Annotated in this window: 16 protein-coding genes; 5 read left to right on the top strand and 11 right to left on the bottom strand. The window is 69.9% G+C overall.

Annotated elements, in window-relative coordinates; genetic code table 11:
- Nucleotides 1–11 precede the first annotated feature (11 nt).
- Genes Mth01_RS01480 through Mth01_RS01470 form a run of 3 tightly spaced genes read left to right on the top strand, consistent with a single transcriptional unit; the run spans nt 12 to nt 2,310 of the window.
- Nucleotides 12–617, top strand: a complete 606-nt coding sequence (locus Mth01_RS01480) for a TetR/AcrR family transcriptional regulator (RefSeq protein ID WP_204010011.1) — start codon at nt 12–14, stop codon at nt 615–617.
- A gap of 11 nt (nt 618–628) precedes the next feature.
- Entirely contained in the window at nt 629–1,033 is a 405-nt protein-coding gene (locus tag Mth01_RS01475; protein ID WP_204010008.1) for a nuclear transport factor 2 family protein, read from the top strand.
- Nucleotides 1,030–2,310, top strand: a complete 1,281-nt coding sequence (locus tag Mth01_RS01470) for a sulfotransferase family protein (RefSeq protein ID WP_204010006.1) — start codon at nt 1,030–1,032, stop codon at nt 2,308–2,310. The genes Mth01_RS01475 and Mth01_RS01470 overlap by 4 nt, the downstream gene beginning before the upstream one ends.
- Nucleotides 2,311–2,379: 69 nt before the next feature.
- Here the strand turns inward: Mth01_RS01470 and Mth01_RS29490 are convergent, their stop codons facing one another.
- From Mth01_RS29490 to Mth01_RS01445, 5 genes are all read right to left on the bottom strand, one after another.
- A complete protein-coding gene (locus tag Mth01_RS29490) occupies nt 2,380–3,834 on the bottom strand; it encodes an ASCH domain-containing protein (protein WP_239089049.1) in 1,455 nt (484 codons plus the stop codon).
- A gap of 15 nt (nt 3,835–3,849) precedes the next feature.
- Nucleotides 3,850–4,422 (bottom strand): AAA family ATPase, encoded by a 573-nt coding sequence (locus Mth01_RS01460; RefSeq protein WP_204010004.1) that lies wholly within the window; start codon nt 4,420–4,422, stop codon nt 3,850–3,852.
- Complete coding sequence (locus tag Mth01_RS01455; protein ID WP_204010002.1) at nt 4,419–5,357, bottom strand: hypothetical protein; 939 nt, start codon at nt 5,355–5,357, stop codon at nt 4,419–4,421. Before Mth01_RS01455 ends, Mth01_RS01460 begins: the two co-directional genes overlap by 4 nt.
- A 72-nt stretch (nt 5,358–5,429) precedes the next feature.
- Nucleotides 5,430–6,272 carry a sugar phosphate isomerase/epimerase family protein gene (locus tag Mth01_RS01450; RefSeq protein ID WP_204010001.1) on the bottom strand — a complete coding sequence of 281 codons (843 nt, stop codon included), beginning with the start codon at nt 6,270–6,272 and terminating at the stop codon, nt 5,430–5,432.
- The gene (locus Mth01_RS01445) at nt 6,269–7,276 is read right to left on the bottom strand and encodes an LLM class flavin-dependent oxidoreductase (protein WP_204010000.1); all 1,008 of its coding nucleotides are present in this window, start codon (nt 7,274–7,276) and stop codon (nt 6,269–6,271) included. Before Mth01_RS01445 ends, Mth01_RS01450 begins: the two co-directional genes overlap by 4 nt.
- A gap of 127 nt (nt 7,277–7,403) precedes the next feature.
- Here Mth01_RS01445 and Mth01_RS01440 point away from each other — a divergent pair, with 127 nt between their 5' ends.
- Both Mth01_RS01440 and Mth01_RS01435 read left to right on the top strand, forming a co-directional pair.
- On the top strand, nt 7,404–8,369 hold the full coding sequence (locus Mth01_RS01440; RefSeq protein WP_204009999.1) for an alpha/beta fold hydrolase: 966 nt from the start codon (nt 7,404–7,406) through the stop codon (nt 8,367–8,369).
- Between the two features lie 49 nt (nt 8,370–8,418).
- Nucleotides 8,419–8,793, top strand: coding sequence for a nuclear transport factor 2 family protein (locus Mth01_RS01435; protein WP_204009997.1), 375 nt, complete (start codon nt 8,419–8,421; stop codon nt 8,791–8,793).
- A gap of 5 nt (nt 8,794–8,798) precedes the next feature.
- Here Mth01_RS01435 and Mth01_RS01430 read toward each other — a convergent pair whose 3' ends face one another.
- The 6 genes from Mth01_RS01430 to Mth01_RS01405 form a co-directional block, all read right to left on the bottom strand.
- Nucleotides 8,799–9,770, bottom strand: a complete 972-nt coding sequence (locus tag Mth01_RS01430) for an alpha/beta fold hydrolase (protein WP_204009995.1) — start codon at nt 9,768–9,770, stop codon at nt 8,799–8,801.
- The gene (locus tag Mth01_RS01425) at nt 9,758–10,201 is read right to left on the bottom strand and encodes a nuclear transport factor 2 family protein (protein WP_204009992.1); all 444 of its coding nucleotides are present in this window, start codon (nt 10,199–10,201) and stop codon (nt 9,758–9,760) included. Before Mth01_RS01425 ends, Mth01_RS01430 begins: the two co-directional genes overlap by 13 nt.
- A gap of 166 nt (nt 10,202–10,367) precedes the next feature.
- Entirely contained in the window at nt 10,368–10,772 is a 405-nt protein-coding gene (locus Mth01_RS01420; RefSeq protein ID WP_204009989.1) for a RidA family protein, read from the bottom strand.
- Between the two features lie 108 nt (nt 10,773–10,880).
- Entirely contained in the window at nt 10,881–11,747 is an 867-nt protein-coding gene (locus Mth01_RS01415; protein WP_204009986.1) for an MOSC domain-containing protein, read from the bottom strand.
- 60 nt (nt 11,748–11,807) lie between these two features.
- Nucleotides 11,808–13,400, bottom strand: a complete 1,593-nt coding sequence (locus Mth01_RS01410) for an FAD-binding protein (protein WP_204009983.1) — start codon at nt 13,398–13,400, stop codon at nt 11,808–11,810.
- Nucleotides 13,397–15,751: an arylsulfatase gene (locus Mth01_RS01405; protein ID WP_204009980.1), complete on the bottom strand. Its 2,355-nt coding sequence runs from the start codon at nt 15,749–15,751 to the stop codon at nt 13,397–13,399. Before Mth01_RS01405 ends, Mth01_RS01410 begins: the two co-directional genes overlap by 4 nt.
- Nucleotides 15,752–15,755 lie beyond the last annotated feature (4 nt).

Genomic DNA, 15,755 nt, shown 5'->3' with positions numbered 1-15,755 from the left:
AGCTTGCCGACGTGGCAGAACAACACGTCGCAGGCGACACAGCGGACGACCGCAGGAGCGAGATCCTGGCGGCGGCCGCCGCCCTGCTCGCCGAGGGTGGCTACGCGGCGCTGTCCATCCGCTCTCTCGCGGCGCGTGCCAAGATCAGCCTGGGGCTGGTCTACTACTACTTCGCCGACAAGCACGCGGTGTTCGAGGCGCTGATGCGGGATCACCAGCGCCGGATGACCGCCTTCCTCGATGAGTGCCCGCGCACCGGGGGAGTGGCCGCGCTGCTGCGTGCCGCGGTTCCGGTGGCGACGCGGCAGTGGCTGCACGTCGGCCGGATGGTGGCCGTGTGGCGGACTGAGCGTACGGACAACTCGGCCGAGCTTCGTGAGCAGCGTGTGGGCGTCGCCGTGGCCCAGTTCGACGCCCTGCGTCGTGCCCTGGATCAGGCCGCCGCCGCGGAGGGCCGTACGGTGCGCCCCGATCCCGAGATCGTGCCGTTCGTGTGGGCCGGGCTGATGGGCCTGGCCGACCTGCACGCGCAGGGCTGGGTCGGCGAGATCGACTTCGACCGCCTCACCGAGCTCACCGTCACCTCACTCGTGAACCAGATCCTCGACACTCCGTGAGAGGAGTTCCGATGCCCACCCGGGACGATATCCGCCGGTTGTGCGACGCCTACATAGCCGCCGTCTCGGCGCACGATCTCGACGCGGTCATCGCGTTGTTCGCCGAGGACGCCGTCCAGCATGAGCCGGTCGGCAGCCCGCCCAACGTCGGGCGTGCGGCGATCCTCGGCTTCTTCCGCGCGAGCAACGACGTTCCGTTCACCCTGACCCGGTTCGGGCCGGTCACCGTGGTCGGCGACCGGGCCGCCTTCCAGGTCCACGTGGCCATGGACACCCCGAACGGGCCGTTCGCGATGACCACGACCGATGTGATCAGGGTGGACGAGAACTGCCGGATCACCGAGATCCTCGCCTTCCCCGACCGCGAGGCGAGCCCGGACGACGCGCCCGGGGCGAGGCTGGTGTTCGCCAAGTGAACGCCAGTCTCCTGAATGCCAGTGCCGCGAAGCTGCGCATCGAGGACCTCCGCGACCCCGTCCTCACCGACGCCCAGCGGACCGCGCTGGCCCATGCCGAGCGGCATCCCGCGGACCTCACCGTCGACGCGGTGCTCGCGCGGGCGCGGACCATCACGGGGCTCGACGACTTCGGCCCCGACGACTTCGTCGAACGGCTGCGGGTCTGGCTGGACGAGATCCGGCTGGACCCGAACCGTACGGCCCTGGCCGGGCGGATCATGTTCGACCTGTGCGTGAAGTACGCCGCGAACCGGCTGCGGATCACGGGGCTCCTGGCTCGCCGTCCCGAGATCCACGACCAGGAGATCGTCGCGCCGCTGTTCATCACCGGGCTGCCGCGCACCGGCACGACGCACCTGGTGAACCTGCTGGCCGCCGACGCCCGGTTCCGTTCGCTGCCGCTGTGGGAGGCCGACCAGCCGGTGCCCGACCGCGGCGAGGGTCCCGGGGCCGAGGGCGTGGATCCCCGCTACGCGCGCTGCGACAGGGCGTGGCAGCGGATGCGGGCCGGCAACCCGTACCTGGCCGCGTGGCACCCGATGAACCCGGACTCGATCCACGAGGACATCGAGCTGTGGGCCAACGACTTCGCGGGCTACAACATCGAGTGGATCTTCCAGATGGCGCCCCGCTGGCGCGAGCACTACCTGGCCCACGACCAGACCTCCCACTACCGCTATCTGAAGACCGTGCTGAAGGTGCTGCAGTGGTACCGGCCGGGGGAGCGGTGGCTGCTCAAGTGCCCGCAGCACCTGGAGAACCTGGGCCCGCTGATGGAGGTGTTCCCCGACGCGACCGTGGTGATGACCCACCGGGACCCGGTCGGCGCCGTCCAGTCGGCCGCGACCATGCGCGCGTACGGCTCCCGCACGGTCTACCGCAGGTTCGACGTCGCCGAGATCCTCGAATACTGGACCGACCTGATGGAACGGCTGCTGCGCGCCGGCGTCGACGACCGGCACCTGGTGCCCGAAGGCGGGATCCTCGACGTGTACTTCGACCGGTTCATGGCCGACACCATGGGCACGGTCGAGCAGGTCTACCGCCATGCCGGGATGGAGCTGACCGAGCGGGCCCGCGCCGAGATCACCGCGTACGTCGACGCGCACCCGCGCGACAAGCACGGGTCGATGACCTACGACCTGCGCGCCGACTTCGGCATCACCCCGGAACGGCTCCGCGACCGGTTCGCCTTCTACCTACGGCGGCACCCTGTCCCCATCGAGGTCCGCTGAGCCGGGTTCGGTGCACCGAGTCGGTCACGCCTGTGGGCCTTTGTGGCCGGGGCGGGGACTGCACGTCGGTCAGGAGGCGGGTTCGTCGACCAGTTCGATTTCGATGGCCAGGACGCCGAGGGCTTCCTTCTCCGGGCCGTAGATGCGGCGGATGTTGGCGAGCTGCTGGTCACGGGGGCTGGTCGGGTTGACCTTCTCGGGGCCCTCGGCGTCCAGCATCTCCTCAAAGCTGCGGTAGCGGGCGACGCGCTTGACTCTGGTGAGGGCGTCGTCACGGCCGCACACGAACCTGATGTGGTCACCGGCAGCGAGGTTGCGCAGGTTGGGGTATTGGACGCGGACCTCGATGGTCTTGCTGCCGTCGGCAACCAGGTCGAAGTAGCGGCGGTAGAGGTTCATCTCGCGGGCGCGCACGCCCGCCTTCGTTGTCGGGCGGGCGGTCATGATCCTATCGAGTTCGGCGGTGGTGTAGGAGCGGTAGAAGTGCTTGGGATCGGCGAGCATCTTGCCGACCAGCCAGACCATGGCATCGACGTAGGAGTCGATGTCACTGGGCCATTCGGAGACGTCCAGCATCCACGGATGGGTGCCGGGCGGCGGCGGGACCTTCCCTTCGCGGATGAGCGACTTGGACAGCTTGGCACCGGTGTCGGTGAGCACCATCGGGGTGAACACCCGTGGCGGTGGCGGCGGCCCGGGAAGCTGGGCGAATGCCTCGTCGACCAGTTGGCAGCCGTAGGCCCAGTCGCCGCCTTTGACCATCACCGACAGTGTGACGTTGTCGCGGACGGCCAGACGCTCCTTGACCAGGTTCCGGTACAACGTCGCCAGGTCGAGGTAGGCGCTGGTATCGGCAGTGATCGCGACCTCGTAGTCGCCGTGGTCGGTGCAGACCGCGGCGAAGTCCGCGCCGCCGGAGCCAGCGCGCAGCAGCCTTGTCCGCTCGGCACGTTTCTCGGCCCAGCCGCAGGCCGGGCAAGGCAGCCGGATATGGACCTGGCCGTGCGAGGGCGCCAGTGGCCAGCGGATCTGGTCGAGCCGCCCGAGGGTGGCGAGGAACTCGTACCGGAATGCCGGGTCGGCCTGCTGGGCCGAGTAGGTCTCGATCTCGTAGTCGACGCCTGTCGCGTCCGCAAGGGAGTCGAACATGGCCCGGTAGTACTTGCCGATCAGGTCGCCGACCGCTTGCTCGCCCAAGGCGTGGAAGTAGGTCTGCTGGTAGGCGTGGTGGGTCTCGGGGTCGAGTTGGATGTCGTACGGCGCGTTGTCCAAGGCGCCGAACCGCACCACGGCGTCCACATTGAAGGTCCGCTTGGTCGCCTTCGCCAGCAGGAATGCCGCCGTCTGCACCAGGGAGGTGCCCAGGTGCGGGGCGCCGTTGATCTGAGTGCCGACGCAGAAGGCAACTCGGTCCGGGTTGGCTGCCTGCAGCCGGGGCCGGACCATGTCGACGCTGCGCAGCATCGCGTTGGCCAGCACGTTGTTCGGGCTGATGATCTCCATACGGTCACTACGGCCGTTCATCACACCTCTCCGGGGTCAGGTGGTCGGCACGGGAAGCTGGGCGAGCATGAAGTCCACGCGACGGCCCGGCTCGTCCGCGGGGATGAAGATGGGCCGGTAACCGGCGTCGTAGTAGCCCTGGATGATCAGCTCATGAACACGGCGGATCTCGCGTTCCTTCGCCCACACCAGGTCATCCTCGGAATCGAAGTCATCCAGCGGATCGAGCACGAACACCGCGTCGTAGCGATAGACGCGGGCGGCCTCTTCCAACTCGGGGTAGGGGCCCAGGCCGAAGAAAGCGTCCCAGCCATATCCGTCCGGGATGCCGCGGTTGTAGAAGCGCAGCCCGAATTTGTGGTCGCAGTACTCGGCGATGAACGCCTCCAGCACATCACGGGAGTAGGCGCGGCGGTCACCGACCTGCAGGTGTCTGCCGAGCCGGTCGCGGTGCTTGCGGTAGATCTCCCGCGCCGGTTCACCCTCGGTGGCCGGAATGCCGTGCGCGTGCAGCTCGGCAAGCACGGCCTCCTTACCAGCGGACGGGCCACCCGTCACGACGTATCGTCGCGGAGGGGTGGTCGGGTTGAGCAGAACATCGAGGCTCATGGCATGTCACCTTCTTTCTCGGGGCCGCCCTGCTGCTTGGGCGGGCGACTGGACAGTGCCCGGCGCCAGGCGCCGGCGAGCTCGGCACCGTCGGCGGCTGCTCCCAGTCGCGCGGAGAAGTCAGCAAGACCCTCGGCCGGGTCGGCGAGCTCGGCCAGGAGGAGTTCCTGGATCGGGGTGAGCGGCGGCGTCCACCCGGCGTAGGTGGCGATCTCCTGCGGTCCAAGATCTGCCGCCGCGTGCAGTAGAGCGGCGCCGTAGGCGGCACGGTAGCGGGCAGCGGCCTCCAAAACCAGGGCATGACGCCACAGCGCCACCATGGCCGCCTGGTCGACCTCGGACTCGGAGGCCTCCATGCTGATCAGCCGAGCGACCGTCAGCAGTTCGGCCCGCAGTAGGTAGACCGCACCCCACAACGCCGCCATGGCGTGCTGGTGTTCAGCCGCCTCCCACGCGAACACGTCCGCCGGAAGCACCAGCGGGCCCGAGGCAGCATGCAGCTCCGGCGCGGTCGCGTGCCGGGTGGTGAACTCCTCGCTGTCCCGGCGCAGCTGCCAGGCCACGAGGTCCAGCACCTTTGGCTCGATCCGCTTCCGGAAGTGATGCTTCTCATAGCCGCAGACCTGAGCGGCTGCCTCCCGGCGTGTCATCAACGTCGCCCCGGACGTCGTAGTCTCCGCCCCGAACAACAGCCGGGCGGCAGGAGCCAGCTCTGCGTTCTCGAACCGATCAAGCTGCTCCCGCAGCAGCCCGTCCAGCGCTCGAGCCCGGCTCTCAGGATCCCCCGGACGCAGGGCCCGAGCCTTCACCCCACGCAACCCCAGCAGAGTCAGCCCGCACAACTCCGGTCGCACTGGCAGCCCGCTGCGTAAGAGCGCGCGGAGCTCCTTCAACAACGCGTCGGCCGTCGCGTCAGCCCCTCCTTCAACCCGCATGAGGCCAGTGTCGCAGAGAAGCCCACTAAATGCCCAGTATCATGCCCAGGAAATACCCACTAATCCTCGCGCTCAGGTGACTGGGCGCGCCGCCGTGATCACAGTGTGGGCCGCCCGGGCGGCGAGCGTGGCGGCCTCGGTGGTCGGCAGTGCGGCCAGTGTGTCGGACCACACCTCCACGCCGACCGGGGCGTCGACGCCGGCGGTCCGCAGCGCCCGCAGCGTGTCGGCGACTCGGGCGTCGCCGTGCCCGGGCAGCAGCCGGTGGTGCAGCGCCTCGTCGAGCAGGTCGCCACCGGGTACGGCGGGGGCGTCGTTGACCTGGACGCCCATGATGCTGCCGGTGACCTCCGGAACGAGTGTGTCGAGCCCGCCGCCGGCGCGGAAGTGGTGCCAGGTGTCGAAGAGCACGCCTCCGTTGGGGCGGCCGGCGAGCCGGGTGATGGCCGCCGCGGTGGCCAGGTCGGGGATCGCCGACCAGGGCAGCGCCTCCAGGCACACCAGCAGCCCGAGGCCGGCGGCGCGGTCGCACAGCGCGGCGAACCCCTCGGCGAGCATCTCCGGCGGCGCCTCCTCCCTGCCCATCTCCACCACGACGATCGCCCTGGCACCGGCATCGGCGGCGAGCACCCACAGCGCCTCCGTGCCTGCCCGTTCGGCCGAGTGGGGCTCCGGCTCGCCATGGTGGGCCGACCAGTGGGTGACCGCTTCGAGCTCGCCGATCTCCAGACCGTGGTCGTCGAGGATCGTCCGCATCCCGGCCGGGGTCCATCCCTCGGCGCGGGCTCGCAGGCAGTCCCGTCGTTGCAGCCCGATGCCCCGGAAGCCGGCCGCCGCGGCGGCCTCGACCCGCTCCCTGAAGCCACTGCCCTGGACCGTCCCGGCGCACAGCACCAGATCGTCTTGAGCCTTCATGACCTGGCCTGGCGTTCCCGCAGTTTCGGCACCACCTGATCGGTGAGCAGGTGCACGCACTTCCACGCCTCGTCGATCGGCATGCCGCCGACCAGCGGGTGCAGGGTGACCGACGAGGCCGGCCCCCGCGCGATCAGTTCGTCGACGAGCTGGTCCGGGGTGAGCACCCGGTAGCGGCCGGAGGCCCTGACATCCTCGATCGTGGTGACGCCCCTGACGTGCATGACCGACCGCATGTCGGCGGCCGCCCAGGCGCCGTACTCCACGGCCTCCCACATCAGGTGCTCGCCGAGCTCGGCCCAGGCCTTGTCGGGGTCCTCGTGCAGGATCACCATGCCGGGGCGGTGCTCGCCCACCATGTCCACGACCGGCTCGATGCCCTCCTCGCGGCACAGCTCCTCGTAGTAGGCCTTCAGCTCCGGCAGGTACTCGGGGATCTGCAGCGGGAGCCGGAACCGCACCGCGCGGCGGGCGGTGGCCTTCGCCGAACCTCCGACAAGGATCATCGGGTGGGGCCGGGTCAGCGGCCGCGGGGTGATCGCGACGGTGGCGCCGTTGTACTCGAAGGGCTCGCCGGTCCAGGCCTTCAGCAGCGTGTCCAGCAGCTCGTCCATGAGCCGGCCGCGCCGGGTGTAGTCCTTGCCCATCGCGGCGTACTCGATCGGCCGGTAACCCAGGCCGAGGGTGACCGTCATGCGGCCGCCGCTCATCTGGTCGACGACCGCGAGGTCCTCGGCCAGCCGGATCGGGTGCCACAGCGGGCCGAGCGCGGCGGCGACGCCGACCCGGATCCGGCTGGTGGCCGCCAGGATCATGCCGCCCTCGAGGATCGGGTTGCAGCTCCAGCCGAAGCCGCTGGCGTGGTGCTCGTCCAGGCTGACCAGATCGACGCCCTTGTCGTCCCCCCAGCGGGCCATCTCCAGGGCGGCGCGGAAGACCTTGGACTGCCGGGAGGGATCGGGATCGGGAAGGGCGAAGGTGAATCGCAGTCGGATGCTGCTCACGGGGCCTCCTGGGGGTGCCGCTCAGGGGAGAGAACCCATTATTGAACGATGTTCAACCCGCCTCCCGGTGATCCCGGTGGATGGGATGATCCCTGTGGTGTTCGACACGCCGCTCTAGGTTCCGGTCATGAGCGAGTGGACGCACCGGTTCTCCCGGATCAACGGGATCGACGTGCACTACGTGGAGCAGGGCAGCGGGCCGCTCGTGGTGCTGCTGCACGGCTTCCCGCACCTGTGGTTCAGCTGGCGCCACCAGATCGGCCCGATCGCCGACGCCGGGTTCCGGGTGGTCGCCCCGGACATGCGCGGGATGGGACGCACCTCGGCGCCGCGCGACTTCCGGCAGTACGACGTGCCGTCGATCACCGGCGATCTCCTCGGCCTGCTGGACCACCTCGGGGCGGAGAAGGCCATCTTCAGCGGGCTGGACTTCGGCATGTTCTCCGCCTACGACCTGGCCCACCTGCACCCCGAGCGGGTGGCGGCCCTCATCGGCCTGCAGAACCCGTTCATCAACTGGACGGAGAAACCGCCGCTCACGCTGGCCGCCGAGGCGGGACGCGAGCACTTCCACCACATCCACTACTTCAGCGAGCCGGGCGTCGCCGACCGCGACCTGGACGCGGCCCCGCGCCGGTTCCTCACCAAGGTCTTCCACACCCTGTCCGGCGCCGGCGACTACCTTCGCACCTGGGACCATCCGCCCGGCGCGACCTACATCGACGCCATGGAGGAGCCGCCGCCCCTGCCGTGGCCGTGGCTCACCGAGACGGAGCTGGAGTTCTACGTCGAGAACTACAGCGCGAGCGGCTTCACCGGCGGGCTGAACTGGTACCGCGTGGGGGACCTGCGCTGGCGGCAGCGCAAGGCGTTCGAGGGACGGAAGATCACGGTGCCGTACTTCTTCATCGGCAGCGAGAACGACATCGACCTCGCCGTCTTCCACGGCCGCGACCCGCTCGAACGCTTCGGCCAGTTCTACGCCGACATCCGCGGCGTGCGCGTTCTCGAAGGAGTCGGCCACATGATGCAGATGGAACGGCCCGGCGCGGTCAACGAGGTCATGCTGGAGTTCCTCGACACCCTCCGCTGAAGATCCCCCACGCTCGGCGGTGTCCGCCGGTGAACGAAAGGTTCCTACGATGCCCCTGAACCGAGACAAGGTCGTCGAGGTCTGCGACGCCTACATCGCGGCGATGTCCTCCCACGACGCGGACCGGATCGTCGCGTTGTTCTCCCCGACGGCCACCCATGAGGAGCCGATCGACACCCCCGTACGGCACGGCCACGACGAGATCCGCGCCTTCGTGGCGAAGCACACCCATATGGGGTTCACGCTGACCAGGATGGGGCCGGTGACCGTGGTGGGCAACCGGGGCGCCTTCCAGGTGCGTGTCGACATTCCCACCCCGGACGGCACCCGCGCCGTGACCGCCACGGACATGATCACGGTCGGTGACGACGGCCTGATCTCGGGCATCGTGGTGCTCCCCGACGCCCAGGCCGTCCCCGAGTAGATCGCTCAGGCCAGGCCGGTGAGGAAGCCCAGCATGATCTGGTTGACCTGATCGGCCGCCTCCATCTGTACGAAGTGCCCGGCGCCCGGGATGACGTGCACCTCGGCGAGGCCGGGCACCGAGGCCCGCATCTCGTTCATCGAGTCCGCCCCGACGATCTGCCGCACCGGGTCGCGGTCGCCGGTCACGAAGCAGACCGGGAGGGTGACCGGCTCGTCGGGCCGCTGCCGCTTCTCCCGCCAGATGTGGTCGGCGGCGCGGTACCAGTTCAGCCCCCCGGTGAAACCGGTCCGCGTGAACACCTCGACGTAGTGGTCGAACTCCGCCTCCGACAGCCACGGCCAGGGCAGCGGGGGCGCCTCGGGCAGCACGTCGAGATAGCCGTTGCCCTCACTGGGGTGGCGGAAGATGTCCAGGTACCGGTACTCGCCGCTGAGCGCCCAGAACACCCGGCGCAGGAAGCCGGCCGGGTCGGCGTCGAGCTCGGCGTCGGCGACGCCGGGCTGCTGGAAGTAGTGCAGGTGGAAGAAGTGCTTCTCGGCCTGCGCCGCGTTCGCCGTGCTCGGCAACACCGGTGAATCGCCCCTGCGCGGCACGCTGAGCTGGATCAACGCCCGGACCCGGCCCGGCGCCCACTGCGGCAGGTCCCAGACCAGGGCGGCGCCGAAATCGTGCCCGACGAACACCGCGTCCTCGATCTCGAGGGCGTCGAGCAGGCCGACCATGTCGGCGACGGTGGCGCCGCGGGCGTAGTCACGGGGGTCGGCCGGCCGGCCGGTGCCGCCGTACCCGCGCATGTCGGGCGCGACGGCGCGGAAGCCGTTCGCGGCCAGCACCGGCATCTGGTGGCGCCAGCTGTAGGCCAGCCCGGGGAACCCGTGGCACATCACGACGGCGGGACCGGTGCCCTGGTCGAGGACGTGCATCCGCAGGCCGCCGACGTCGACGGTGCGCGAGGCGGCGTTCAACGGGTCCACACGGTCTCCTCGATCAGCTGTCTCGATCGCCAGCCCTGTGGGGTACGGACCAGCTCGTGGTGGTAATAGCCGCCGCACTCGAAGAGCCGTTCGCGGCCGTCCTCGGCGCAGGAGACCATGGGGTTGGTGAAGTACGCCGTGACACGTGCCGTGTCGCCGCCGGGGTCGCCCCGGAGGTCGCCCCCGAGGTCGACGGCGAGCTGGCCGATCACGTGCTGGCGACGGGCGAACCTGGGCAGAACGCTCGCCAGCCACGCCTTGATCTCGGGGAAGGTCCCCTTCTCACCGCCGGCCGACGTGTAGTCGATCCACGCGTCGGGAGTGAAGACCGCGTCGAGACGATCCCACTCGCCGGTGTCGATCGCCCGGGTGTAGGCGGTCACCAGGTCGGCGATCTCGATCCGGTCGGAAATCTGCCGCACGTCCAGCACCGGGCCTCCTTAACTGCCGCCGACGCCGCGTCAGCGGTGCCGGCTGGGCCGATCAGCCTGCTGCCCGGTGACCCGCCTCACAAGACCGGGTCCCGGTGAGCGAGATCACTTCGGGTCACCGAGCCGCAGGCTCGAAATGATGATCTTCGGATTCCGCGTAAGTAGGTCAGGGCAGCACGGCGGTCACGTCGAACTCGACCAGCATCTCGTCGTACGCCAGAGCGGCCACCCCGATCATGGTCGAGGCCGGCGGCCGATCCGGCGAGTAGCCGGGGACCTCGTGCAGCGCCCGGGAGAACTGGCGCAGCGACTCCTGGTTCAGACCGACGACGTAGTAGGTCGCCTTCACCACATCGGCGAAGGTCGCTCCGGCCGCCTCCAACGCCGTGACCACGTTGGCGAACGCCTGGGTGCACTGGGCGTAGTAGTCCCCCGGGCCCACCAGCCTGTTCTCCGCGTTGTAGGCCCCCTGCCCCGACAGGTGGAGGGTGCTGCCCCCGGTGGTGCGCACCACGTGGGTGACGCCCCGAGTCGGTTGCAGCCCCGGCGGGTTGAACCGTTCGATCCTCATGGGTGCTCCTTGGTGTCGTCAGATGGAAATCACCGGGTGACCCGACGCCGGTCAGCACAGCCGGGTGACCCGACGCCGGTCAGCACAGCCGGGTGACCCGGCGCCGGGTCAGCACAGTTCGACGGGGTCCCCCTCGGAGATCTCTCCGGGCTCGATGACGCGCAGGTAGACGCCGAAGTTCATGTCGGTGTGCTTCACCAGCGACCTGAGGATCGGCCGGTCATGGGGTAGGTCCGCCTGTGGAAGCACCACCATGACGCAGCGCGAGATCGGCATCACCACCTCGACGAGCACCGTCCCGATGCGCAACCGGCGACCGACCCAGTCGAACTCGGGGAACCCGGCCAGGGCGGGGGCACCCTCGACGATGATGTTCTTGCGGAAGCGCCGCGAGTCGATCACCGCGTCCGGGGTCATCTCACCCAGGCTGCCCATGGACGTCGTGGTCAGCAGCGAGAGCGGCAGCGCGTCGAAGTAGGTGCCCCGCGGCGTGGCGTATCCGCGCAGCTGCGACATCACGCTCGCCGGGAGCTTCGAGTAGTCCGGGATCGGCTCGTCGGGGTCCAGGCCGAGCTGCTCCCGCAACTCCTGCTCATTGAGGCGGGACGCCCGGCGGTAGTGGTCGTGGTCGTCGGCGGGCCGTCTGGGCCACAGGCTCACCTGACGGCCGAGCGCTTCCGACAGCGCCTCGTCGATCCTCTCGTCGTCGCTGGTCATGGTGGTGCCGTCCGGGAACGTGATCTCCACGGGTGGCGTCGAGGCGCCCGCGGGCTCGGTGAGGTAGCGGGCGTGGAACCGCAGCAGCGAGGTGATCTTCTTGGCGCCCCGGATCTCGCCGGCCTTCTCATCCCGGAGTGCCCAGCCACGGTCGCCGGGCACGCCGAAGCCCTCGGTGACCGCCACCTGAGGCAACCGGTCGCCTCGCATGGACTTGACCGGATGTCTCCACAGTTCGGCCACGTGTCCCAGAAACACAGCGCCACCTCCTCAGGTCACGGAGTGAAGTGCTTGCGTCGAGCCGGTCCATTCCGGGGATCAGCGCCCGGCTGCCATGTCCAGGGCGGCGAGGTGGCTGAACACCATGCAGGACCCGATCGGGTTGCCGCCGCCGGGGTAGACGGTGCCGCTGGCCGCGGCCATCGAGTTGCCCGCGGCGTACAGGCCCTTGATCACCTGGCCCGAGGCGTCCAGCACCCGGGCCCGGGTGTCGGTGCGCAGCCCGCCCTTGGTGCCCAGGTCGGAGATCCCGAACGCGACCGCGTGGAAGGGGGCGTTCTCGATCGGGACCAGCGGCGAGCCGCCCTCGGCGAACGCCCGGTCGTACGGCTCGTCGCCGCGCTGGAAGTCGTCGTCCTTGTCGCGCTTGGCGAAGTCGTTGAACCTGGCCACGGTCCGCTCCAGGTTCTCGGCCGGGACGCCGATCTTCTCGGCCAGCTCGGCGAGCGTCGGCGCGCTCACCCACAGCCCGGCCTCCTGGTAGTCGCGGGTCTCGCCGAGGGGGACGCTGGTCGACCGCACCGGCGGCCGCTCGCCGGCGCGGTCGTCGTAGATCATCCAGAACGGGAGGGTCACCCGGCCCTCCTCGATCTTCTCGATGACCACCCGGCCGAGCCGGTCGTAGGCCCACGACTCGTTGACGAAGCGCTCGCCGGAGTCGTCGACGAAGATGCCGCCGGTGAACCACAGGGAGAAGGTGGAGGTGCCGTCCGGGTGGGTGATGCCCGGCGACCACCAGGCCTCCGACATCAGGTCGACGTCGGCGCCGACGTCGATGCCCGCCTGGATGGCCTTGCCGAGGTTGCCGGCCGGCCCCATCGCGTCGCGGGCATCGCCGGGAACGCCGTACTTCGCGCGCATCTCCTGGTTGCGCTCGAAGCCGCCCGAGGCGATCAGCACGCCACGCCGGGCCCGGATGCGGCGCCGCACGCCGTCCTGGGTGACCACCGCCCCGACCACCGCCCCGACCACCGCGCCGTCCACCGCGCCGTCCACCGCGCCGTCCACCGTGTCGCCGTCGCGGACGAGTTCGTCGCAGACCGTGTTGAGCCGTAGGTCGGCCCTGTCCTGCTTCGACAGCGCCAGCAGGAGCCGGCCGATCAGCGCCTGCCCGCCGACGATCAGGTCGGGCAGCGGCTGGCCGCCCCGGTCGGCGGGCAGCGGGGGACGCAGGGTGTCACGCAGCGAGCCGAGCTGTTCCGGCCGCAGCGGCATCATCATGATGTGCCGGCCGGTGGCCTTGGCCTTGGGCGCCGAGCCGAAGTAGTCCGGCCACGGGTAGACCATGAACTCGAAGTCGTCGTCGGACTCCAGGTAGTCGACGAGGGGCGCCCCGTTGTCGAGGAAGGCGTCCTGCAGCTCCCGCGGGGTGCGGTCGCCCACCACCGAGTAGTAGTAGGTCTTGGCGTCATCGAGGGTGTCGTCGTCGCCGGCCTTCCTGAGTGCGGCGTTGCACGGGAACCACATGCCGCCGCCGGAGTAGGCGGTGGTGCCGCCGAACTTGTCGGTCGCCTCCACGAGGATCACCGAGAGACCCTCGCGGGCCGCGGTGTAGGCACCGGTCAGCGCGCCGCCGCCGGAGCCGACCACCAGCACGTCGCACTCGTCGTCCCAGATCTGTTCCGCACTCATTCGAAGGTCGTTCCGATCTCTCGTAGTTTCGCCAGGGTCTCCGGTCCGGCGCCGGGGGCGTGCTCACCGGGGGTCCAGGTCACCGCGTGCAGGGTTCCGACGTACGGGAACGTCCCCTCGGCGTCGAACCGCTGCCACGACACCGGCGATCCGCGGTCGATGCCGATGTCGATGCCCTGGAACATCGCCTGTCCCATGGGCATCGGCAGGCCGTCGAGCCGGCCACGCTCCTCGCCGTCGACCTCGACCCGAACGTCGACATGGAGCCCGCCCCGCAGCGCGGTCGCCTCCAGCACGATCTGCCGCGGCCCGGGTTTGAGCGCGCCACAGGCGAGCTCGCTCATCTCGCCGGAATGGTTGTGGAAGTAGGTCAGCTGGTCGTCGTCGACCGACATCGAGTAGCCGCCGCTCTTGCACCCGTGGGCGAACAGCACGCCGCGGTCTCCGGGGGCGAAGTCGAGTTCGACCAGCACCCGGAACGATCGCCGGTAGACCAGCATCAGCGAGCGGTACCGCTCCAGGGTGGGGGTTCCCGGGACCAGCCGCACCGGCCGGGCGTAGGCGTCCTCCCGTTCGGGCCGCTGCGTCCGCAGCAGCCCGGATCCTTCGTTGAGCGGGAACACCTGGTTCTCCCAGGCGGCCCGCTCCCACCGCGAGGCCAGGTCGGCGACGATCTCCGGATGGTCCGCGGCAAGGTCACGGGTCTGGGTCGGGTCGGTCCGCAGGTCGTAGAGCTGCCATTCGCCGTCGTCGAAACGGGTCCGCGGCGCGTGCCGGGTCACGATCTCCCAGCCGTCGCGGTAGTAGCCGCGGTGGCCCACCATCTCGAAGTACTGCTCCCGGTGGGCCTCGGGCGCCTCGGCGTCGGTCAGCGAACCCAGGAAGCTGTGCCCGGCCAGCGGCTTGAGCGGCACTCCGTGGCGGTGGTCCGCGTCGGCCGCCTCCGTGATCTCGAGGATCGTCGGGTAGAGGTCGGTGGCGTGGACGTACTGGCGCCGGATCTGCCCGGCGACGCCGGTCAGCCCGCGCGGCCAGGAGACGACCGCCGGTACGGTGTGACCGCCGGCATGCGTGTTGATCTTGTAGAGGCGGAACGGCGTGTTCGAGGCCATCGCCCATCCGCGCGGGTAGTGCGGCAGCGAGCGCGGGCCGCCGATCTGGTCGAACGCCGCCAGGTCCCGGTCGAAGGCCCCGTCGAGATCGCCGCCGCCGTGGTAGTGCCGCAGCACGTCGAAGTACTGGCTGGTGCCCTGCGACTCGCCTTCCCGGGAGGCGCCGTTGTCGGAGGTGAACAGCACGAAGGTGTTGTCCCACTCGCCGAGCTCCTCGAGGGTTTCGCGCAGCCGGCCCAGGGAGGTGTCCACGGTCTGCACCATGGCCGCGTAGACCTCCATGTAGCGGGCGAAGACCTTCTTCTGGTCGTCGGTCAGCTCGTCCCAGGCGGGCACGTCGTCGCCGGGCTCGCTGTTGCGCGGGGCGAGCACGGTGCCGGGAGCCACGATGCCGAGCCGCTGCTGCCGCTCGAGACGCTCCTCGCGGATCCGGTCCCACCCCTTCTCGTAGGCGCCGCGGTGCCGTTCGATGTCCTCGGCCGGCGCGTTCAGCGGGGCGTGTACGGCGCCGTGCGCGAAGTAGAGGAAGAACGGCTTGGCGGGGTCGGACGCCTTGGCCGACCGGACCATCCCGATCGCGCGGTCGGTGATGTCGTCGGTGAAGTAGTAGTCCTCGGGGAAGGCGTCCGGGGTGATCCTGGTGTTGTCGCAGTACAGGGCATGCGGGTGGAACATGTCCGTCATCCCGTCCATGATCCCGTAGAAGCGGTCGAACCCGCGCTGCAACGGCCAGGACTTCCGGGAGCCGGTGTCGGTGATGTCGGCGTCCTTGCACAGGTGCCACTTGCCGACCATGAAGGTGGCGTAGCCGTTGTCGCGCAGCACCTCGGCGACCGTGGTGACGTCGTCGGCGAGCTCCATCGCCAGCCCGGGGAATCCCGGGTCGGCGTGGGCGACGTAGCCGATCCCCGCGGCGTGCGAGTTCCGCCCGGTGAGCAGGGCGGCCCGGGTGGGCGAGCACATCGGGGTGACGTGGAAGTTGGTGTAGCGGACGCCCTCGGCCGCGAGCCTGTCGATGTTCGGGGTGGCGATCTCCGACCCGAAGCAGCCGATGTCGGAATATCCCATGTCGTCGCAGAGGATCACCACGACGTTCGGAGCGCCCTCCGCCGCCTGACCTCGCGGGGGCCACCACGGCTGGGAGCCGGCCATGGTCCGGCTGATCCGGCCCTGGAAACCGGCGTACGCCCGTGACGAGGCGGGGAGTTCTTCGGGGATACCGCGAGCATCGAGTGCCATGGGC

The sequence above is a fragment of the Sphaerimonospora thailandensis genome, assembly GCF_016863115.1.
Lineage (GTDB): Bacteria > Actinomycetota > Actinomycetes > Streptosporangiales > Streptosporangiaceae > Sphaerimonospora > Sphaerimonospora cavernae.
Note: the sequence above shows the minus strand (reverse complement) of the source record. Positions and strands in the feature narration are given on the sequence as shown.